The organism is Algibacter luteus (assembly GCF_030344935.1).
GTDB lineage: Bacteria > Bacteroidota > Bacteroidia > Flavobacteriales > Flavobacteriaceae > Arenitalea > Arenitalea lutea.
Map to the genome: position 1 here is coordinate 1,110,045 of NZ_CP128313.1, position 25,026 is coordinate 1,135,070.

The window sequence follows — 25,026 nt, forward strand, 5'->3', positions numbered from 1 at the left end:
AACTCCTAGGGCTAAACCCTAGTTTTATACTTTACAAACAATTTTTTTTAAATTCTCTTTAAATAAAAAGAAATCAAATGCGAAAAGTCAGTTTTTTATTCATGTTAATTTCAACAATATGTGGTTTTAACGCGTCAAATGCTCAACAGAAAAGCACTGAAGATAAACCAAATATTATATTCATTCTTACAGATGATCAACGTTTTGATGCTATTGGGTATGCGGGTAACAAATATGTAGAAACCCCGCAAATGGATGATTTGGCAAAATCAGGCACCTATTTCAATACTGCTATTGTTACTACACCAATTTGTGCTGCGAGTAGAGCGAGTTTATTTACAGGCTTACATGAAAGAGCACATAATTTTAATTTTCAAACAGGAAATGTGCGTGAAGAATATATGGCAAATTCGTATCCAACCGTGTTAAAAAACAATGGTTATTATACGGGATTTTATGGAAAATATGGTGTGCGTTATAATGATTTGGATAAACAATTTGATGAGTATGAAGATTATGACAGAAATCACAGTTTTAAAGACAGAAGAGGATATTATTATAAAACCATTGATAATGACACGGTACATTTAACCCGTTATACAGGGCAGCAAGCTATCGATTTTATAGATAAAAATGCAACAAATGAAAAACCATTTTGCCTTTCATTGAGTTTTAGTGCACCTCATGCGCATGATAGTGCACCAGATCAATATTTTTGGCAAGCTGAAACAGATAAATTACTTACGGACATTACTATTCCAGAACCTGAACTAGGTGATGATAAATATTTTAACGCACAACCTAAAATAGTAAGAGACGGATTTAACTGGTTACGCTGGACTTGGCGTTATGATACTCCAGAAAAATACCAACACAGCTTAAAAGGATATTACCGAATGATTTCTGGAATAGACCTAGAAATTGCAAAAATTCGAAAAAAATTAGAAGAGAAAGGCTTAGAAAAAAATACAGTTATCATTGTAATGGGTGATAATGGATATTTTTTAGGCGAACGAAAATTGGCTGGAAAATGGTTGATGTACGACAACTCAATTCGAGTACCTTTAATTGTATTTGATCCACGAGTGAACTCACATCAAGATATTGACGACATGGTACTAAATATTGATGTAACACAAACAATTGCAGATTTAGCAGGTGTAAAAGCGCCAGACACGTGGCAAGGTAAAAGCTTACTACCAATTGTAAAAAAAGAAACCAATACAATTGCTAGAGATACCATTTTAATAGAACACATATGGGATTTTAGTGAAATTCCTCCAAGTGAAGGTGTTCGAACTGAAGAATGGAAATATTTTAGATATGTAAATGATAAGTCAATCGAAGAGCTTTATAACCTTAAAAAAGATCCTAAAGAGATTAACAATTTAATAGGAAAGAAGAAGTATAAAGCAGTTGCCGATAATCTTCGAGCAAAACTTGATGAGTTAATTAAGAAGAACAGTAATGAGTTTAGAGCGGCACCAACAGATTTAACGGTTGAGTTAATTAGAGAACCTAGTACGGATGTTAAAATATTCGATTTAAAACCAGAATTTGGCTGGACGGTACCTCTAGGTGCTAAATATCAAGGGGCTTACCAAATATTAGTCGCTTCCAACCAGAAAAGCATCAACAATAATAATGGCGATGTTTGGGATAGCGGTCAAGTTCGATCTTTAGAGTCAACAAATGTTGAGTATAATGGAAATCCACTTGAAATAGGGAAAACTTACTACTGGAAAGTGAGGATTTGGGATGAAGAAAATCGTTTAGTTGATTATTCAGAGCCTCAAAAGTTTACCACAGGTAAAAGTGATAGTTATATTATTTCAACTGAAAACAAATTTGTTGTTACAAAAGTAGCACCGGTAAAACTTGAAAAAATAGACGACTTTGTTTTTATTGATTTCGGAAAAGCAGCTTTTGCTACTATGGATTTTACCTATAATGCCAAATCGCCACATACCTTAACAGTTAGGGTTGGGGAAATGTTAGACGAAAAAGGTAATGTTAACAGAACTCCACCTGCAAAAAGCAACATTCGTTATCAAGAAATAAAAGTGGATGTTAAACCTGGGCAAACAAAGTATCAAATAAAAGTTCAGGAAGATGAGAGAAATACAAGAGCTAATAAAGCCATTCCTTTACCAGATGGATTTCCACCATTGGTGCCATTTCGATATGCCGAAATAGAAGGCGCACAAGAATCAATTTCAGCAGAAAACGTTGAACAACTAGCATTTCATACCTATTGGGATGATAATGCCAGTAGTTTTAAAAGTAATAGCGATGTGTTAAATCAGGTTTGGGATTTATGTAAATATTCTATAAAAGCAACAACGTTTAATGGGTTATATGTTGATGGAGATAGAGAACGTATTCCTTACGAAGCAGATGCATACTTGAATCAATTAAGTCATTATACTACGGATAGAGAATTTGCCATGGCGAGAAGAACTATCGAGTATTTTATGAAAAATCCAACATGGCCTACCGAATGGCAACAACATGTGGCTTTATTGATATATGCCGATTATATGTATACAGGAAATACGGAACTTATTGAAAGGTATTATGAGCCATTAAAACATAAAACACTTTTTGAACTCTCTAATGACGAAGGATTAATTACTTCTACAAAAGTAGATGACGAATTCATGAAAAAGTTAGGCTTCCCTGAAGGTTATAAAAAGCCATTAACTGATATTGTGGATTGGCCATCTGCCAATTTTAACGGCAGCAAAACAAAAGGAGAACGCGACGGATTTGTGTTCCAACCTTACAGCACTGTAATTAATTCGTTTTTCTACGAAAACATGAAAATTATGGCTCAGTTTGCTCAAATTTTAGGCAAAACACAAGAGGTATTAGACTTTGAATTAAGAGCAGCAAAAGTTAAAAAGGCGGTTAACGAACAAATGTTCGATGCAGCCCGTGGTATTTATATAGATGGTATAGGAACAGATCATGCGTCTTTGCATGCTAATATGATGCCGTTGGCATTTGGGTTAGTTCCAGAAGAGCATTATCAATCTGTTGTAGACTTCGTAAAATCCCGAGGAATGGCTTGCAGTGTTTATGGAGCTCAATTTTTAATGGATGGGTTGTACAGTGCAGGAGAAGCAGATTATGCTTTAGAACTGCTTGCTAGCAAAGCTGAAAGAAGTTGGTATAATATGATTCGTTCAGGTTCAACCATAACTTTAGAAGCTTGGGATTTAAAATACAAGAACAATTTAGATTGGAATCACGCTTGGGGTGCTGTACCGGCAAATGTAATTCCAAGAGGATTATGGGGTATAAAGCCTAAAACGCCTGGTTTTGGTGTGGCAACTATTCAACCTCAAATGGGTAAATTGAAATCTAGTGAAATAAAAGTTCCAACGGTAAGAGGTCCAATTATTGGAAAATATACGTACAATGGCGCTAGACTTCAAACTTACGAGATAGAAATTCCAGGAAATATGGTAGCAGAGTTTTCTTTAAAAGATATAGACGGAAAAGACTTAATTCATAATGGAAATAAAATTCCACCTGCATTCGATTCGGTTAGATTATCTCCAGGAAAACATATAATTAAGTTAAAAATAAATTCGTTTTAAAATTAGTTACTAAAAAAAGCCAGTATAAACCTTGTTTCTACTGGCTTTTTTAATAGTAATTAAAGCTATCGAAATATAAAAAAAACATGAAAAAAAATCAGTTAGTATTGTTTGTTTTGATAGTCTTTGTGTCAATCACAATAACAGCCCAAAAGGAGCTGAATGCCGTATTAGATAACTCAACAAAAGTGACACCTGATGGGGATGGAGGGTTGTACTTTGCAGGAACAAAAGATATAAATTATAGATTTAGTCAAAGGATTTCTCCGCATGGAGATTGTGTGGATGTAGTAAATGGATACGCATTTGTAACTTGGTACAAAGGTGGTATGGACACACGAAATCTAATGCTTTCAAGAAAGAATTTAAACGTACTAAACTCAAGTTGGGTAACTATAGAATTTCCACATAAACATGTCGGTCAAGGCGGTGAACTTCTTAATGGTACAGGTATACGTGGCGATTCTCATAATACAGCGGCTATTGGCGTTAGTACGATAGATAATACCATTCATATTTTATATGATATGCATGCCTATAGGTCCTCTTCTTTACCTAACGATTTCTTTAATTATTCAGTCTCAAAAACGAATATGGCTTTTGTGCCTGATAATGAATTTACTTTGGATATTTTTAATCCTAAGCGAAACTATTTAAAATCTGGTGAGGATTATGAGCGTATGACTTACCCAATGATACACAGAGCAGATGATGGAAGTTTGATTGCCAGATATAGACAAGGCGGTTCTGGTAATGGCGATATACTTTTAGCACATTATAATGGTAACGTTTGGAGTAATAACTGGTTATTTCATGAAGGTACGCTTGCATTACCAAATAGAAACAATATGTATGGTGGTGAGCGCTTTTTAAACGGTAAGTTTTATTCTGGTTTTTCAATAAGATACTCTACTAACAATGATGCCAATACCAGTAATGGTTATATGTTAAATAGTGGATTATATTATGCGTATACTAACGGAATTCCCGCAAATGCATCCACACCATGGTTTGATGTTAATGATACTTCTATTTCTTTACCAATCCAAAATAATATTAACCCAAACTTAGACCCAGTTCAGATTGCACAACCAGGAGATGATTATGGGACAGCCACATTTCCTAAATCGTCTTCCGATCCAGCATGGACAGTTACTGAAAATGGTGCGATTCATTTTGTGCAACGTGTTGATAATAGAAATGTACATTATTATAAGTTGGCTACAGATGCAAATTTCTCTAGTGATGTAGATGGTGTTATCCCAAATCCTCAAACCCGTGGTGAACTTTACAGTTATAAAAACCATGTCTTTATGGTTGAAATTATAGGAGGGAATATAATTATTAAAACCACATTAGAAGGTCAAAATAATTGGAAAATAGTTCATATAGGAACGGAAACTATAAATTTTGATCACTTTGATGCTTTTGTGACAGGTGATAAGTTATATGTTTATTTGATGCAAGACACAGGAAATAACACACCGGGTGTTGGCGATAAGCGTCCCCTATACTTTCAAGAATTTACATTGTCTGAGGTTGATGCTTCTGAAGAAATTGATGATTTATCATTAGAGGCAGAAGATTATACAACGGCTTCCATTGATATTAATGTTGGTACTAGTACTTCAGCTTCTGGAGGTGAATATATAGATTCGTTTGCATCAAATCAGTTTATTGAACATAAATTTCAGGTAACTACTGCAGGTACTTATGATTTTATTCTTTTTGCGGCAAACAGAAATAGAGATGATTCCATTATGGATATTGAAATTAATGGAACGCTGTATGACGATGTTTTAATCACACGAACCTTTGATTGGAATATATATTTAGAAACAAGAATACCAGATGTTACATTAATTCAAGGTGAAAATACAGTAAGATTAACACAACAAAGATCATTGTCTAGTGAACCCGATAAAATTGAATTTGAATTAACATCGGCTCTGAGTATTAATGACTTCAATACTCGAGATTTAGCAGTTTATCCTAATCCTAGTCATGGTGTTTTCAATATAAAATCAAATAGCCAAAACCTACAGTATAATTTAGTGAATATACAAGGTCAAGTTTTAGAAAAGGGAAGTGTTTCTCAAAATAAAGTAGATTTTTCTAATCACGCTCGAGGGATTTATTTTGTAGAACTATCTAATGAGACAAATAGGTTTGTTAAAAAAATAGTTATTAAATAAAAGAAGATATAATGCTCAAATACATCTCCTGTTCTCTATTGTTTTTTTTACTCCTAAGTTCTTGTCAACAACAAAAACCGGTAAAGGTTGAAGGTGAGTTAAAAAAATGGCATAGAATTACTTTAAATTTTGAAGGTCCAGATACAAATGAAATGGATGAAATTAATCCGTTTTTAAACTACAGATTGGATGTTACTTTCAAAAATGGAGAAAAAGAATTTATAATTCCAGGTTTTTATGCGGCCGATGGCAATGCAGCCGAATCAAGTGGTGATTCAGGAAATGTTTGGCAAGTGCGATTTACCCCAGATGAAGTTGGAGAATGGACATATTCAGTTTCATTTAAAAAAGGAGATAATATCGCAGTAGCTGAAAATGCAAGTAACGCTTCAAGCGCAGATTTTATGGACGGACAAGCAGGAACATTTATTATTTCAGAATCTGATAAAACAGGAATAGATAATCGTGCTAAAGGAAGACTTCAATACGTTGGCGAATCCTATTTAAAATATGCCGAAAGTCAAGATTATTTCATAAAACTAGGTGTTGACGCGCCAGAAAATTTATTAGCATATACAGATTTTGATGTATCTACAAATGCTCTAGGTTTTCAAAAAATGTGGGCACCACATGCTCAAGATTTTGATAATAGTGCATTACCCTATGTGTGGCAAGAGTATAAAGGCAAAAATCTTTTGGGAGCTATAAATTATTTAGCTAGCGAAGAACTCAATGTTTTCTCATTTTTAACTTTTAATGTAGATGGAGATGACAGAAATATATTTCCTCATTTATTAAAAGTTCCAATTGAAGAATATGAAGCTTATGCCAGTGTTAAAAAGAATAAAGAAGCTTGGGAAACCATGTTTCATAAAACACGATTTGATGTTTCAAAATTAGACCAATGGGAACGCATTTTTGAATATGCTGAAACAAAAGGTATGTTTCTCCATTTTAAAACCCATGAAACCGAGACCGATCATTTAATGGATAAAGGTGTTTTTGGAACCGAGGGTAAATTATATTATCGAGAACTCATTGCAAGATTTGGGCATCATCTTTCCATGAATTGGAATTTAGGAGAAGAAAATAACCAACCTATTGAAGAAGTTATAAAGGCAGCAGACTTTGTTTCTAATTTAGATGCTTATAACAGCCACCTAGTGATTCATACCTTCCCAAATAAAGATGATCGATATGCCGAATTGATAGGTGATCAATCACCATTAACAGGAGCCTCATTACAGTTAAGTCATCCTGAGTTTAATGATGTGCACCCCAGAGTTTTAAAATGGCGAGATAAATCGAATGCCACAGGGAGAAAATGGGCATTAGCAGTAGACGAACCTGGTAAAGCAAATATTGCTTTATTACCTGATGATGAAGATCCCGAACATAATTTTGCAAGAAGCAGAGCCATGTGGGGAACACTTATGGCGGGAGGTTACGGTGTAGAATGGTATTTCGGATATGCTAGCCCTAATTCAGATTTAACTTGTCAAGATTTTAGAAGCCGCGATTTATTTTGGGATCAAAACAGGCACACACTTCACTTTTTTAATAATCATATTCCGTTTTGGGAAATGGAACCTAATGACGATTTAACAACTGATGACATATCATATTGCTTAGCAAAAGATGACGAAATTTATGTCGTTTATACTGAAGCCAACGCAGATAAAATTAAGCTGAATTTAGGTGATTCTGGAGCCAATTTTCAAATAAAATGGTACAATCCAAGACACGGTGGTGAATTACAAAATGGTTCAATTACTTCGATTAAAGCAGAAGGAATTGTTGGTTTAGGAGCTCCGCCTTCCGAAACAGATAAAGACTGGGTAATTCATATAAAAGTTGATAAATAATTTGGTTAAGGTTTAACTTCTTTATAATCAATCTGGAGTATAATTTTATTAAAAGCTAATTCAATTGTGTTAAACTTGAATCTTATTGTACTGCTAATAAAACGCCAATAGAATCGGATGAAATTATAATTGAAGACAGGATAGAACAGGACGCTTACTTAGATTGCAAATTATATATTTATTCACTGATAAACACACAAAATATTTAGCAATAAATCAACAGTTTATGTATTTAAAAATTTCATTTTTTACCTTATTATTTCTGTGTGTTTTATCTCTTCATGCTCAAAACCCAATTGTAGCAAACCAAGGACTAAACGATCCACATATTCACATATTCAATGACACGGCATACGTGTATGCATCTCATGATAAATCTATAGAAAACAAAGAATTCATCATGGAAGATTGGTGGGTATGGTCGTCTCCTGATTTAGTGAATTGGACAAAACGCAGTGTGCTAAATCCAAAGGATACATACATAGGTAAAGATTTTTTACGTTGTTGGGCTACCGATGCTGCATATAGTGATGGTAAATACTATTTTTATTTTTCAGAAGGTAACGAACAAACAGGTGTTGTTGTTGGAGATTCGCCAGTTGGACCTTGGGAAGATGTATTGGGTGGACCGCTGTTGTCTTCAGAATTAACCCCAACTCATGAATATGATATGGCCGTTTTTGAAGATAATGGAGAACATTATATAATTTTTGGTGTTTGGGATTACTACATAGCCAAGTTGAATTATGACATGGTAAGTTTAGCTGAAAAACCTAAAAAAATTGTTATTAATAATCCGCGCGGACCTTATAATCCTGATGGTAATAATAAAAAAATGCCAACAGATGATAAACCATTTATGCATAAATACAATGGAAAATATTACTTGTCTTGGGGCTGTTTTTATGCCATGTCGGAAAATTTATATGGGCCTTATGATTATAAAGATTCTGTTATAAAAGAAGAAAGTTTTGATGAAGGCTATGATGCACCAACATGGCCAAATGGATTTTTACAAGGCCGTCACGGTTCGTTTTTTGAGTGGCATAACCAATGGTATTATATTTATTGTGATATTAGTCAAACAGGAAATCGATATTTTAGAGATAGCTTCATAAGTTATATTCACTACAAAGAAAATGGTGAAATGGCCACTATTAGAGTTGATGGTATTGGCGTAGGGAACTATGATGCCAAAGGGATTATTGAAGCTGAAGATTATTTTAAATCCGATAACATCGTAAAAGTTGAAAATACTAAAGGCGGGTTTTCTATAGAACCGACCGAAGACATAAGTTCTGTTGTATATCCTAATATCAAGAATTTAAAGCATTCATCTACTTTAGAATTAGAAGTTATTGCTAATCAAGCAGTTCAACTAGAGGTTAGAGAAAATGATGCTCAAGGTATGTTGCTATTTATTTGCGATGTACCTAAAAATGAAATCTACACATTTCAAAAAAGAAGTTTTGCAACCAAAAACCTTAAAGAGAATCAGTCACTATGTTTTGTTTTTAAAGACATAAAGCCTGAGTCTTTCAAATTAAATCGATTTAAATTTAAAAACTAATGAAGAAAATATTTTTTTTAGCAGTACTAATAATTATCGCGTCATGTAAAAACAATGATTCAAGTTCATTGGATTATAAGGATGCATCTTTATCAATTGATGAACGTGTAGAGGCCTTATTGCCTAAATTATCTCTTGAAGAAAAAGTGGCACAAATGCGTATTTTTCATGCCAACATCGGTACAAAGCCTGATGAAAATGGTAACTTAACATTGTCAGAGAGAGTTATAGAAAAATTAAAGTTAGGAATTGCAGGAATAAAAAATCCAGGAGAACATATTGATGCCGTAGCAGCAGCAAAAATGAATAACGAGCTTCAAAAGTATATTATTGAAAATAACCGTTGGGGTATTCCAGCGTTATTTGTAACAGAATCATACAATGGCGTAGATGCAGAAGGCTGTACGCGATTTGGACGCCCAATGACATCAGCAGCATCGTTTAACCCAGAATTGGTACAACGCCAATGGGATGTTGTAGGAAAAGAAGCCCGTTTGCGAGGGATGCACATGTGCCATTCACCTGAAGCAGATGTGGTGCGCGACCCACGTTTTGGACGAATGAGTGAAGCTTTTGGAGAAGACACGTATTTAACAACGCAGATGGTTAAAAATGCCATAATAGGGGTCCAAGGTGATTATGAAGGATTAGGAAATGGAACGCATATTGGCGCCGTAGCGAAACACTTTGCGGGTTACGGACAAGTATTAGGAGGTTCTAACTTCGCTGCCATTGAGATTTCTGAAAGAACCTTGATTGATGAAATTTATCCACCATTTGAAGCGGCCGTAAAAGAAGCTAAAACATTAGGTATAATGGCATCTCATGGCGATTTAAACGGTGTGGCAAGTCATGGTAATCCAGAATTGCTTACAGGTGTACTTCGTGATCAATGGGGATTTGAAGGTTATGTGGTTTCAGATTCAAATGACATCGCGCGATTATTCTATTTCATGAAAGTTGCTGAGTCTCCTGAGGCTGCAGCTCAAATGGGCTTAGAAGCAGGAATAGATATCGATTTATATGCTGAAGACTCGTATGCTTACCTGCCAGAAATGGTGAAGAAAAACCCAGAGTTGGAAAAGCTAATCGACCGTTCTGTAAGACGTGTGTTGAGAACAAAATTTATTTTGGGATTGTTTGATAACCCTTATATCGATATTGAAGAAGTTAAAAAAGGTGTGCGTGCTCAGTCTTCGTTAGATTTGGCCAAAGAATCAGATTTAGAGTCTATCATTTTACTAAAAAATGAAAAAAACACGTTGCCTTTGTCTAAAGATAAATCTTTAAAAATAGCCTTGTTAGGTCCTCTATTAAAAGAAAACACAAAAGAGATGTTTGAATCTGTTGCGGGTTCAAATGTAAAATTTATTGCCGAAAAAGGATTTCAATTAACGAATCAGAAAGGCGGTGCACCAGAACTTTTAGAAAGAGATCCTAAAGCCATAGCAAGTTTGGTAAATAAAGCAAGGTCTGCAGATGTTTCAATACTATTTTTGGGAGGTGATGAGTACACTGCAAAAGAAGCTTATTTTAGTAATAGTACGTTAGGTGATAGAGCAACTATTGACCCTGTTGGCCCTCAAGACGAACTTGTTGAAAAAATTAAGGCTTTAGGTAAACCAGTAATTGTGGTTTTAAAGCACAGAAGAACCTTGTCTATTAATGTAATAGCAGAACGAGCCGATGCTATTTTAGATACTTGGGATTTAAGTGAATTTGGTGATGAATCTACGGCCAGAATTGTTTTTGGTGAAGTATCGCCATCAGGTAAATCGCCAGTTACAATTCCAAGGTCTATTGGGCAAATTCCGTTTCACTATAGTATGAAAGAAATCAACTACAAGAAAGAATATTTGTTCTTAGGTAAAGGACCGCTTTATCCTTTTGGTCATGGTTTAAGTTATGCCAATTTTGAATACTCAGATATTGCAGTTTCAAATGCAGAAATAACACCAGACTCAGAGTTAGAGGTTAGCGTAAAAGTCACTAACAATGGTAGTGTTAAGGCTAAAGAAGTAGTGCAAATGTATATTAAAGACGAAATAGGTTCAGTTACAAGACCAGATAAAGAACTGAAAGGTTTTGAGAAAATAGAATTAGATGCGGGAGAAAGTAAAACCGTTTCATTTAAGATTACACCTAAAATGTTAGAGTTTACCGGTATTTCAATGGAAAAAGTTTTAGAAGCTGGAGACTATTCCGTTAAAATAGGAACCTCATCACAAGAATATTTAGAAACAACATTCAAACTAAAAAAATAAGACATCATGAATAAGACGATTTTAACACTTGTAGCGGTTGTATTATTATTCAATTGTTCAACAGCTCAAAAAGTAGCTGAATCTCAAAGCATAGATAAATCTAAAGTGAAATCATCAATGATAAAAGCTTTAGAGTGGCAAGAAGCACACCCTATTATAGCATTAGCACCAACCGATTGGACTAACGGTGCATACTATACTGGTGTTGCTAGGGCACATAAAACTACTAAGGATATGATGTATATGGCAGCCTTAAAAAATCAAGCGTATTGGAATGATTGGCAGACTTTTGATAGAATACATCACGCTGATGATGTAGCCATTTCATATAGTTATTTATATATTGATATGAATGAAGGGAGAAAAAACTTTGTGGACTTGGAGCCTACTAAAAAGTTTTTAGATGCACACTTGTATGAAGATGATAACTGGAAAGCCGGAACCGATAAATCGGAATACGGTAGAACCATTTTATGGTGGTGGTGTGATGCCTTATTTATGGCGCCTCCTGTACTTAATTTATATGCAAAACACACCAATCAGCCTAAGTATTTAGACGACATGCATAAGTTTTATATGGAAACCTATAACCAATTATATGATGAAGAAGAACGTTTATTTGCAAGAGATATGCGTTTTGTTTGGACCGGTTCAGAAAAAGATAGTAAAGAGCCAAATGGAAAAAAAGTGTTTTGGTCTAGAGGAAATGGTTGGGTTATAGCTGGTTTAGCTTTAATCTTGGATGATATGCCTGAAGATTATAAGCACCGTCCGTTTTATGAAAAACTATACAAAGAAATGGCAGCGAAAATATTAGAGATTCAGCCAGAAGATGGGCTATGGAGAACAAGTTTACTATCTCCAGAATCTTATGATTATGGTGAAGTTAGCGGTAGTGGTTTTCACACCTTTGCTTTAGCTTGGGGAATAAACAATGGCTTAGTGGATAAAAAACATACTTCAGCAGTCCTTAAAGCGTGGAATGCTATAGCAGCATGTCAACATGACGATGGTCGTGTAGGTTGGGTTCAAAACATTGGGGCCTTCCCAGAACCTGCATCATATGATAGTTGGCAAAATTTTGGAACAGGCGCCTTTTTAATGGCAGGTAGTGAGATTTTGAATTTAGATTGAGTTAAGTAATAACTTAAGTTTGAGAATTAAATACTATAAATCGAGGGCTACTAGTCCTCGTTTTTTTGTATTAAGTTAATTTTAAATAATTGGACGCTTTATTGATTAAGATGCCTAAAACCATCACTTTCATATTTGTTTTTCTATTCATACGCTTTGGTTTAGCTCAAAACGATAAGTATAAGTTCAGTCATATATCTGATACTGATGGGTTATCTCAAAATTCGGTGGTGGCTATTCATCAAGATAAATTAGGTCAGATATGGTTTGGAACTAGAGACGGCTTAAACAAATATGATGGCGAAGAATTTACGGTTTACAGACATCAGAAAGATAATAAATCATCAATAAGTAACAATGGAGTACTTTGTATAGAAGGTGACCGCAATGGATTTATCTGGGTAGGAACATCCTTTGGATTGAATAGATACGACCCAAAAAAAAATGCTTTTAAAACATATTTTTTAAATGAAAAAGCAAGATATTTAGGGAATAATATGATTAAGGTAATTAAAGAATTATCTAAAAATGAAATTTGGATAGTGTCTTCAAGCGGAGTTTCCATTTACAATGATAAAACAGATACCTTTAATACAATCTTAAAAAAGAATAACATAACATCTATTCTTGAAACGAAATCTGGAATCCTGTTAATTGGAACTACAAAGGGATTATTACGGCTGTTAGATAAAGAAAACGGTAATTATCAATTTGAAAATATTATTGGTACGGAATCATTATTTGTTCAGGATATGGTTGAAACTGCTGATGGTAATATATTGCTTGGAACCCAAATGATGAGTGTTTTAAAGTATGATATTTCCAAAAATAGTGTTCAACCTTATTTTGAAAAATTTCTTTTAAAAGACAAAAATAAAAATGTTAGAAAATTACTTTTTGATGATAATGGGGAACTGTGGATTGCTACTTATAATGGAATCCAAATATCAAATAATCAAAAGCATTTAATTGCATTATATAATGATGATAATGATGATAAATCGATAAATGATAATTTCATCAAAACCTTATTTAAAGATAATACAGGTGTAATATGGATAGGTACTTATTATGGAGGTATTAATATTTGGAATGATTTTAATAAGAACTTTATTAATATTAGTCAAAAATCCACAAAATCAGGTCTTAGTTTTAAGGTAGTTAGTTCTATTGTAAATTATAATAACTTACTTTTATTTGGTACAGAAGGTGGAGGGATTTCTGTTTTAAATCAAGACGATCATACCATACAACATATTACCACTAAAAATGCGTCAGCGCTTAAAAGTGATAATATTAAATCACTTTGTGTTACCAATAATGATAAACTTTGGGTTGGTACTTTTACTAACAGCATAGCCATATTCAACCTTAAAACAAAGGTGTTTGAAAAATTACCTTTTCCTAAAAAACTAAATGATTTTCTAGAAAATGTAGGAGTGTTATCTATCGTACAATATGATGATGATAACATCCTAATTGGTACTAACTATAAAGGTTTAGTTAAGTATAATACACGCCAGAATTTATTTAAGATATATAATACCAATTCTAAACCTTTAGGGCTCACAAGTAATAATGTTAAAACTATAAAAGTAGATTCAAAAAATAATATCTGGGTTGGTACGATAAGGGGATTAAATTGTATTTCGCCAAATGAGGAAATTACAAATCATGTCTATAAAGCAGATTTGAAAGTTAAGTTTGAAATAAATACCATTTTTGAAGATAACAAAGGAGTGTTGTGGATTGGAACGTTCGAGGATGGACTCTTTAAATTTGAAAACAATCAATTTGTACCTGTTTCTTTAAAGATAGATAAAGTTGAAATTAATGGTATACGAAGTATTGAAGAAGCTGAAAAGGGTAAGTTCTGGATTAGTACCTTTACACAAGGTATTTTAAAATACAACCCTCTTAAAGATAAAATTGAAGCTTATTATTCTAAAAAGGAGGGGCTTGCAAGTAATCAATTTAATCGAGATGCCAGTTTGCGTATTGGTGAAACTCAGTATTATTTTGGCGGTTCCTCTGGAGTAACATATTTTGATGAAAGTAAGTTAACTAAAAACAAATATTCACCTCAGGTAATTATTACAGATTTCAAAATACAAAATGCTTCTGTTGAGGTAGATGGTGAACATCAACTTCTAGAAAATACAATTTCTTATACAAAACATCTTGAGTTAGAATACAATCAAGGAAATTTTAGTTTATCCTATGCAATCCCTAATTTTATTAATGCAGGTAGTAACAGCTACATGTACCGTTTAAAAGGTTTAGAAACAGATTGGGTAAAGACTTCCAATAACACAGCAACTTACACAATCCAAAAACCCGGGAGCTATACTTTTGAAGTTAAGGGCATTAATAGTGATGGCGTGGTAAACCAAAAACCAACATTATTAGAAATATATGTAAATCCAGCGCCTTGGGCAAGTTGGTGGGCTTATACCTTATATTTTATAGCTATTGGCGTTGTCGTATATTATCTGTTTAATATTTTAAAAGCAAAGACTAAGCTTAAACATCAATTAGAATTAGAGCATGTAAGAGCGCAACAAATTGAAAAAACAAATAAATCTAAACTAGAATTTTTCACGAATATTTCTCATGAATTTCGAACACCATTAACGCTCATTCTAGGGCCACTTCAACAAATATTAGAAAATTACAGAGGGAGTAGTCAGATGTACAGAAAACTAAAAGTTGTTGAAAGTAGCTCAAATCAATTATTACAACTTATCAATAGGTTGATGGATTTTCGAAAGTATGAGAATAAATTGATGAAACTAGAAGCTTCAGAAGGAAATATTGTAAAGTTTATTGAAGAAATATGTTTGTCGTTTTCTGAGTATGCTAAGGCTAAAGATTATAAATATAATTTTGCAACATCATCAGATGATATCTATTTGTACTATGATAGCGCTAAGTTAGAAAGGGTGTTTTATAATTTAATTTCCAATGCCTTTAAATATACACCAGATCAGGGAGAAATAAATATTGAGATTATTGAAGATATAGATAAAATAGTTGTATCGGTCTGCGACACAGGTGTTGGGATTCCAGAAGAATATGTAGATAAAATTTTTGAACGGTTTTTTGAGATTTCTGATCTTAAGGAAGGCAAAAACAATAATAAAGGCACTGGAATTGGTTTGTCGATAGTTAAAAGTATTATAGATTTACATAAAGGAAAAATAAGTGTTGCTAACTCTACTAAAACTTCTGGTTCTGTTTTTTCGGTTGAACTTTTAAAGGGAAAAGGGCACTTAAATGATGCAGATATTGTTAAAGACTTCAAGTTTAGCGATGATATTTCATTATATGAAAATCAGTTAAAAGAGCAAGATTTAAGTTTTAATGATACCGCTATGTTTAGAAATATCCCTTCAATCGAAAAATCTTCAATTTTAGTAGTTGAAGATAATAAGCAACTACGAGGTTTTATACGTAATCTACTCGAGTTTAGTTATAATGTTTACGAAGCTGAAAATGGAAAGGAAGGATTTAAAATAGCAATTAAAGAAGAAATAGACCTTATTGTAAGTGATGTGGTTATGCCTATAACTAGTGGGATAGAATTATGTGCATTAGTTAAGGGAGATATAAGAACCAGCCATATTCCAGTAATTTTATTAACCACTCGGTCTTCCTTAATATATAAATTAGATGGTTTAGAGCGCGGTGCGGACGATTATATTAGCAAACCATTTAATATAAAAGAGTTTGAATTCAGGATATCAAATGTTTTAAAATCTATTTCGAGATTAAAACAAAAAATGAATACAAATGAAATTTTAAATCAAGATGATATAGTGATGTCTTCTCTAGATGAAAAACTCTACAAGAAAGCGTTAGATATAATTGAAAAAAACATAATCAATTCGGATTTCGATATTCCCTATTTTTGCGAAGAATTAGGCGTTAGTAAATCTGTGTTATTCACTAAAGTAAAAGCTTGGACAGATTATACTCCCAAACAATTTATTCAGCATATAAGATTAAAACGTGCTGCTCGACTTCTTGAGCAAGGTAAAAGTGAAATTGGCCAAATTAGTCTCATAGTTGGTTTTAAAGACCCAAAATATTTCAGTAAAATCTTTAAAAGGAAGTTTGGTAAAACACCTAAAGCGTACTCAGAATCTTTTTTAGAGTATTAATTGCCTACAATAAATTCTAATATATAGGTTTTTATTCATTGTGCTATTTACAAGAGGTAGTACTTCCATTACAGCCTTAAAAAAGGAGTTTTGTCTACTTTTTTAGGAGTTTTCTACTCTGATTTCCCTGTAAATTTGAACTATAATAATTAATTAAAACTATCTAAGATTATGAAAAAAATTACACTGTTTCTTTGTTTATGCTTTGTAACAAGTACTTATGCTCAAGTTGTTGATGGGGGATACTATAGACTAAAAAGTAATTTTACGACTGACGGTACTATATATCTTTCTCACGATGGAGCGCCTGATGGAACAACTAAAGCAATTTCTGCGACAGCAGCAGGTGATAATACTCCTACTGATCCTACGGTATTTCAGTTTGTCGAAATCGGCACAACAGGTAATTATGATATTGTAATTAGCACAGGAGACTACAATTTAAGAGCTAATAGCACTACAGCTATAGAGTTAAGAGCTTGGGACGGAAATGGGTCTACATCTAACCCTGAGATTTGGACTGTTGTTGAATCTCCAAGTACTCCTGGTGTTTATAATATTTACACTCCTGTTACTAGTTCACCTAGATATTTAGTTTATAACGCTCTCAGTAGCTCCAATCCAGGAGTTATTGGTTATTCTGGCAGTGACTTTACTAGAACCCAATGGATTATTGAACCACCTGTTTTAAGTACAGAGGATTTTAATGAGAGTTCTGTTTTTGTTTCTAATCCAATCAACAGCCAAATGACTATTAAAGGTTTAGATAATAAAGTTAACAAAATTGAAGTTTTTGATTTATTGGGTAAATCTATTCTAGAAAGAAACACTATGGGTGCATCATCTATATTGATAGATGTTAATGCTTTAACTAGTGGTTTATACCTTGTTAAATTGTATGGAGAAACATCAACACTAACAAAAAAAGTTATAAAAAGATAGAAACTTAGAGTAATTCTTTTTTTAATAGAAGAAAACAGTTTGGTGTTATTTACATCAAACTGTTTTCATATTAGAAATATTATTATAATATAAAGTTAATTTCGTCTTAATTGCTATTATAAAAAAATATGAAAAATAAAATTTTTAATAATTACACTCGTCTTAAAGAGCTTAAATATAAGTTCATTCTTTCTGCCTTTATTATGTTATTTTTTAGCTATGGGATAAATGCGCAGGTGCTATGGTATGGAGACCCTAATTTATCTGTTAATGATAATTTTAGACGGTTAGATCCAGATGGAAATAGTAATCCTACAGGAGACAGATGTGTAGATGATCCAAATACCCCACCATTTGTTACCAAACCAACAGATTCTGAATTTGGCAAATTTTGGCGTATTACAAAGCCAACATCTAGAAAACGTGCAGAATTTGCTAGAACCACTGGTGATATTAATTCTTTTGTTCCACAGAATAGCGGTACATACTATTATGGATGGCGCTGGCGTATAAATGCTACGCCTAATCTAACAAATGACATAACAGTGTTTCAATGGAAGACCGATCAAGGTAGTGATATCAATACAAACAAACAGCACTATCCATTTAATATGGAATACGATGGAACCATTTTAAGTCTGCATGCTTTTGGTCCAGCTGAACCCAATTATAATAGACCTGGGTCAATAACTCAAAGGAGGACCACATTATGGACGCAAGCAGTTTCAGAAAACCAATGGGTAAGTTTTGTTATAAAAGTAAAGGTAGACCATACATATGACAATACGAATAATCGATATCAAGGTTATGTAGAGTTTTGGTATAATGGAGAACAACAAACCTTATCTAATATAGATTTTGATGAATATCAAGTGGTACTTGCAAATTCAAATACAAGAGCCTATCATAGAACCTTTGATGGAATTGAAGTTTATCCTAAGTGGGGTGCATATAATGAAAATGCATGCGATTTTGAGGTGATAACAGATTTTGATGATATGAGGATTGCTATGACTTACCTTGAAGCACTTCCTAGTAATTCAAATGACGGAAATTCTAATGGTTTAGAAGGGCTGTATAAAATAAAGCATAGTGTAACTGGTAAGTATTGGACTGTAGATAATGCAAATTCAAATATGATCACTGCAGATGAGATTACACCAGATAGTGCGACACAAATTTTTGAGTTAAAATCTGTTGGAACTGCTGGTTATTATAACATTTCTTGTACCGACCCTAATTGGGATGCTGTAAGATTTAATACTACTAATGTTTATCCAACTACAACTTCAACGCCAACTACTGATACAAATAACACAAGAATTTTTGAATTTGTTTCGAATGGCTCTGGTGCATATGATATCCATACGCCACAGACTACCACTGGGAGGTATGCCTATGACAATTCGGGCGACGTGAAGTATACAGGCTCTGCATCAGCTAACACTAAATGGATACTTGAAAATGCTAATTCACTTAGTAGCGCAGATTTTGATAAAACTTCTTTCTTTATTTCTAACCCAGTAGATAATGTAATTTTAATTAAAGGATTAGATAATAAAGTAAATAAAATTGAAGTATTTAACATAATGGGGAAATCTGTACTTGTAAAAAATGCTAAAGATGCATCATCTTTACAAATAGAGACTAATGCCTTAGCTAGTGGCTTATACCTTGTTAAACTTTACGGAGAAACGTCAATATTTACAGGGAAAATTATTAAGAGATAGAGCCTTAGAGTATTTTCTTTAATCTGATAAAAACTTAAATAATTTTTATTTAACTTAATTATTTATAAATTTTGATAAATCAGGACAACACAGGATGGTACTTCTAATTTAGAAAACTAATTTTAGCTTATTAAATTAATAATATGAAGTTAGTTAAAATAACCATTTTGTTATGCTTATGTTTTTTTAGCTGTAATAATAAAAATAAAGTTGAGAACAAATCAGACATCAATAAAATAGCTCTCGAGTTTCCCGAACGACCAAACATACTTTGGCTAGTAACCGAAGATATGGGGCCATATATTCCACCTTTTGGAGATACTACAGTTGCCACTCCTAATTTAAGTAGATTAGCAAATGAAGGTATAGTTTATCCAAACCTATACTCAACCTCAGGGGTTTGCGCTCCAAGTAGGGCAGCAATTGCCACGGGCATGTATCCTTCAAGTATTGGAGCCAATCATATGCGTGTTAATTCATATACAAAAGAAAGAGGACTTCCACCCTATGAAGCTGTTCCACCTTCCGAAGTTAAAATGATAAGCGAATGGATGCGTCGCGCAGGGTATTATTGTACTAATAATTACAAAACCGATTACCAATTTAGAGAGCCTGTTACCGCTTGGGACGAGAATAGTCCGTATGCACATTGGAGAAATAGAGATAAAAATCAACCTTTCTTTTCAGTAATTAATTTTACCGAAACCCACGAATCTGGATTGTTTGAGCCTTATGGGTTCAGAGAAATTGAAACCAGACTTTATCATGCAGGAGATAAAAAATACAAATGGAAAAACTTTGGCGAGCATCATGCTAATAACCGCATGACTGAAGAGGATACACCAATTCACCTTCCAAAAGATACAAAATTTAACATTCCACCATATTTGCCAGACACAGAAAAAACACGTCGCGATATGTGGAAATTATACAACAATATCGCCGAAATGGATAAGCAAGTGGGTGCCGTGTTAAAGCAACTTGAAGATGATGGCTTGTTGGAAAATACAATAATCTTTTTCTACGGAGACCATGGCGGGCCACTACCAAGAGAAAAAAGACTAATTTATGATTCGGGCCTAAATACACCAATGATTATTCGATTTCCTAATAAAATCCAAGCAGGCACAAAGGATGATCAACTAATAAGTTTTGTGGATTTTGCACCAACCTTATTGTCACTTATAAACGAAGAGCCAAAACCATACATGCAAGGGCAAGCTTTTTTAGGGCCATATAAAACCAAGGAACGTAATTATATTCATGCAGCGGCTGATCGATTTGATGCAGAAACAGACGTGATAAGAGCGGTAAGAGATAAACAATTTAAATACATTAGAAATTACAGACCGGATCAAGGGTATTATCTACCTATTGAATATAGAGAGCGCATTCCAACCATGCAGGAATTGTTGAGATTGAAAAACGAAGGGCAACTTAACGAACATCAAATGCAATGGTTCAGGGAAAGGAAGCCTAAAGAAGAATTGTTTGATTGCTCGGTTGATCCTTTTGAATTGAATAATCTTGCAAATAATCCTGAATATCAAGCTAAACTTAAAGAGTTGAGTGCCGAAATGGATAAATGGCTTGAAGCCATAGGTGATAATCCTGACTTGCCTGAAGGTGATCTTATTAAAAAACTGTGGAACGGTAGTGATACTCAGCCAAAAACATCTGCTCCAACCATTATTACTAAAAATGGAAAAGTTACTATAAATTGTGATACTGAAGGCGCTTCAATAGGATATAGAATAAGTTCTAATCAGGGAAAAACTTCAAAAGTGTGGCAAATTTATCAAGAACCTTTTGAATTACCTTTAAACGCAAAACTCGAAGTTCAGTGCCATAGAATTGGATTTAAGCCCAGTAAAATTTTAGAGTTGCTTCGTCGAGATTTAGAATAGAATTTTTATTAAAATAAGGTTGATATTCAAAATATAAAACATTATATGAATGATAAAATAAGTTGGTTTTCAATGAAACATATATTGATGTTTATGGTTTGCCAATTTATTACAACAAAAGTTCAAGCGCAGCTTATTTTGTATACCGACTGTACAGATTCAGCTATTGCTAATTAAAAACATCTGAGTTATGAATTGCAGAATTCTATTTTTATTAACAATTATTTCAATTTTTGGTTGTCAACAGAAAAGTGAAAAAACGTTAGACGTTTTCACAGAAAAAAGTTTTGAGGAATTAAGTGAAAACTTTAAATCGCCTTCTGAAAAGTATTATCCAGAAACATGGTTTCACCTTAACGGAAATAATATTTCCAAGGAGGGTTTAACTTTAGATCTAGAATCTATAAAAGAAGCTGGTCTGCAAGGTATCCACTTATTTAATAAAGACGGAAGACCATTCCCTAATGTAAAACCAATAAAAATTTTATCTCCTGAATGGGAAGACATGATTCGTCATGCAGCAGATGAATGCAAACGTTTAGGCTTAAAATTTACTATGCAAAATTGTCCTGGTTGGTCAATGACTGGAGGGCCTTGGGTGCCGGTTGAAGAAGCACAACGCGAAGTTGTAGAAACTGTTTATCGAGTACAGGGTGGAAATACCTTTGAAGATATTCTACAGATAGATTCATTATACCATACACCAGATTATAATTATAAAGATATTCAGCTTTTGGCTTTTCCAACACCTGAAGGAGATGATTTACAACCTTTGAATCCATCTAAAATTGAAACAAATAATCCTTTAGTTCCATGGAAAGATATCTTCAATCCGAATTCTAAAATTATAGTAACTCGTAAAACCACGCAATTAGATAAACCTTTAAAAGGCTATAGAGCGCAGGGGGTTTCAAAAATAAAGAATGAGGAGACTTGGGTTAAAACTAGGTTTAATAAACCTGTAACTCTTCGCTCTATTGTTTTTCCACAAATGCGACATATCATCATGGGTACGCAATATCCTAAAATCGATGTTACTATTAAAGTTGAAGCGTTAATTGATGATAAATTAATGGAAATAGCAACCGTAAACTTACCAGACGCTAATTGGAATGATAGACGAAAGCACCTCACTTTAGCCATTCCAGAAACAACATCAAATTCGTTTGTATTTACTTTTGCTGGTGAACATACAATTGCTCCAGAATTTATTCGCTTAAGCTCCAATCCTAAATTTCATAATCATGAAGCTAAAGCGGCAAAAGTATTGAGACGTCTTGAAAAAGAGGTGGAATACAACTATTCTAAAAATACGATTATCAAGTCAGAATCGATTATTAATCTCACTGATAAAATGTCCAGTGATGGTAGATTGACCTGGGAAGTTCCAGAAGGAAAATGGACAATAGTGCGTTTTGGCCATATTAATATGCGCTTAACAAATAAACCTGCAGTTCCAGAAGCTACAGGTTGGGAATCAAGTAAGTTAGATAAAGTTACTATCGAGAACCATTTGCGTAATGGGATGATTGGTAATTTAATAAAAGACGGAGGTCCGATAGGCGATGGTAAACTACATGGATTATTAATAGATAGCTGGGAGAGTCATGTGCCTACATGGACTATCAATTCTGAAGATATGTTCGAGGAATTTGAGCAACGGCGAGGGTATAGCATGAAAACTTATTTGCCAGCTACCATGGGCTACATTGTGGAAAGTCCTGAAATAACTACAAAATTCTTGAGGGATTTGCGCCATACCATGGATGATGTACTTATCGATAATTTCTTCAAACATTTTGCAACTGTGGCGCATGATATGGGGGCAGAAGTATACACTGAAGGTGCCGGTGGAGAAGTGTTACCAATAGACCCTATGCGTTATTATAGCGTTAGCGATATTCCAATGACTGAGTTTTGGTATCCCAAAGCACCATCTGCTCAAAACGAATATGCTAAACCTGTTTTCAATGCGGCATCTGCAGTGCATTTATATAATAAACCAGTTTTGGCAGCCGAAGCTTGTACTCAAGTAGGTGTGAAATGGAACGAACATCCATTTTCTGTAAAATATTTAATCGATTATAATTTTACCAAAGGCATAAATCATTTAGTATTCCATACCTTTTCGCATACACCGCAAACCAATGTGTCTCCTGGGTCTAGTTTTGGAGGAAATATTGGGTTTCCGCTAGTTAGACAACAAACATGGTGGCCTTACATGAAAGATTGGACGAATTATTTAGCAAGAAACCAATATGTTTTACAACAAGGAGAATACGTAGCTGATGTGTTGCGATATTATGGCGATCACTTTGACCGCCCACCATTCGATTTAGATTATTTCCCAAAAGGCTACCGTTTTGATTATTTAAATGCTGAAATACTACATGATAAATTAAGTGTTGAAAACGGTAAAATTAATGTTGAAAATGCAGGAGATTATCGCATCATTACATTAAGAGATTCAAAAGAAATGTTGCTGTCTACAGCTAAAAAGCTTAAGGAATTAGTATTGGCAGGTGCTGTAATTCTAGGAGATAAACCTCAAGATTCACCCAGTTTAATGGATAATGAAAATGATTTAAAAGAATTATTACAAATTGCAGATGAGTTATGGGGAAACACAAACGAAGGTGTAAAGCAAGTGGGTAAAGGCAAGGTATATTGGGGTAAAACATTAGACGAAGTTTTACAGGAAGAGAAAATTGAACAAGATGTGATAGTTCCAGATGATTTAAATATAAAATGGATTCACCGCGAAACAGCGGATGCTCATATTTATTTTGTGGCGTCAAATATGGATAAACCAGTGGATGCTACTTTAAGTTTTAGATTGAAAGATGTGTGTCCTCAAATATGGAATGCTTTTAATGGCGAACAACAAGAAGCAAAAGTTTGGAGCGCATCAAATAATAGAACAAATGTTGCACTTACTTTTGCGCCAAGTGGAAGCCAAATTGTAGTATTTTCAAAAGAAAACAAAACGCCACTAGCTTCAAAAATCACCTATAATGATGAGGTGATTTTAAGTGCAGAAACAGGATGGTTTAGAATTCATGAAACAGATAATTTGCCGGAATTATCATGGAAAGGTGACGATTTTATTGCTTCAAAGTCTGGAGAATATATTTTTCATCAAAATAAAAATGAAATTAAAAAAGCAATAGCCATTGAAGAAAAATCATTGCAAAGTGATTGGAAGTTGCAGTTTGAAGAAGGTTGGGAAACACCAAATTCTATAGAAATATCAGACTTGAAATCACTTACCGAATTAGACAATAACGCCATTAAGCATTATTCAGGAACAATTACCTATTACAAAACACTCCATATTGAAGAAACAGGTAAGCATAGTATTTTAGATTTAGGACAAGTGGCTAATATAGCAGAGCTTTGGTGCAACGGAAAAAAAATAGGGGTAAAATGGGCGCCTCCTTTTGAATTTGATATTTCTGACACGATTAAAAAAGGAGAGAATATCATTGAAGTTAAGGTTACCAATACATGGCGAAATCAATTAATTTTCGATAATACCAGATCTAAAGATGAAAAGAAAACTTGGACTACCAATCCGCCAAAAAAGCATGAAACTGACTTGGAAGATTCTGGCTTAATAGGACCTGTGGTTTTAAAATTGGTACAGTGATT

11 protein-coding genes are annotated in these 25,026 nt (G+C 33.7%); all 11 read left to right on the plus strand.

The window, feature by feature from the left end; genetic code table 11:
* Positions 1 to 77: 77 nt before the first annotated feature.
* The gene (locus O5O44_RS04835) at positions 78 to 3,605 is read left to right on the plus strand and encodes a sulfatase-like hydrolase/transferase (protein ID WP_289195952.1); all 3,528 of its coding nucleotides are present in this window, start codon (positions 78 to 80) and stop codon (positions 3,603 to 3,605) included.
* Positions 3,606 to 3,691: 86 nt separating this feature from the next.
* Positions 3,692 to 5,800: a BNR-4 repeat-containing protein gene (locus O5O44_RS04840; protein ID WP_289195953.1), complete on the plus strand. Its 2,109-nt coding sequence runs from the start codon at positions 3,692 to 3,694 to the stop codon at positions 5,798 to 5,800.
* An 11-nt stretch (positions 5,801 to 5,811) separates the two neighbouring features.
* Positions 5,812 to 7,665 (plus strand): DUF5060 domain-containing protein, encoded by a 1,854-nt coding sequence (locus tag O5O44_RS04845; protein ID WP_289195954.1) that lies wholly within the window; start codon positions 5,812 to 5,814, stop codon positions 7,663 to 7,665.
* A gap of 226 nt (positions 7,666 to 7,891) precedes the next feature.
* A complete protein-coding gene (locus O5O44_RS04850) occupies positions 7,892 to 9,235 on the plus strand; it encodes a family 43 glycosylhydrolase (RefSeq protein ID WP_289195955.1) in 1,344 nt (447 codons plus the stop codon).
* A complete protein-coding gene (locus tag O5O44_RS04855; protein WP_289195956.1) occupies positions 9,235 to 11,499 on the plus strand; it encodes a glycoside hydrolase family 3 N-terminal domain-containing protein in 2,265 nt (754 codons plus the stop codon). The genes O5O44_RS04850 and O5O44_RS04855 overlap by 1 nt, the downstream gene beginning before the upstream one ends.
* Positions 11,500 to 11,505: 6 nt before the next feature.
* Entirely contained in the window at positions 11,506 to 12,633 is a 1,128-nt protein-coding gene (locus tag O5O44_RS04860) for a glycoside hydrolase family 88/105 protein (RefSeq protein WP_289195957.1), read from the plus strand.
* 110 nt (positions 12,634 to 12,743) lie between these two features.
* A complete protein-coding gene (locus O5O44_RS04865) occupies positions 12,744 to 16,796 on the plus strand; it encodes a hybrid sensor histidine kinase/response regulator transcription factor (protein WP_289195958.1) in 4,053 nt (1,350 codons plus the stop codon).
* A 171-nt stretch (positions 16,797 to 16,967) separates the two neighbouring features.
* Positions 16,968 to 17,738, plus strand: a complete 771-nt coding sequence (locus O5O44_RS04870; RefSeq protein WP_289195959.1) for a T9SS type A sorting domain-containing protein — start codon at positions 16,968 to 16,970, stop codon at positions 17,736 to 17,738.
* Between the two features lie 128 nt (positions 17,739 to 17,866).
* Positions 17,867 to 19,468, plus strand: a complete 1,602-nt coding sequence (locus O5O44_RS04875) for a T9SS type A sorting domain-containing protein (RefSeq protein ID WP_289195960.1) — start codon at positions 17,867 to 17,869, stop codon at positions 19,466 to 19,468.
* A 143-nt stretch (positions 19,469 to 19,611) separates the two neighbouring features.
* Positions 19,612 to 21,375: a sulfatase family protein gene (locus tag O5O44_RS04880; protein WP_289195961.1), complete on the plus strand. Its 1,764-nt coding sequence runs from the start codon at positions 19,612 to 19,614 to the stop codon at positions 21,373 to 21,375.
* A 190-nt stretch (positions 21,376 to 21,565) separates the two neighbouring features.
* Positions 21,566 to 25,024, plus strand: a complete 3,459-nt coding sequence (locus O5O44_RS04885) for a glycosyl hydrolase (protein ID WP_289195962.1) — start codon at positions 21,566 to 21,568, stop codon at positions 25,022 to 25,024.
* Positions 25,025 to 25,026 lie beyond the last annotated feature (2 nt).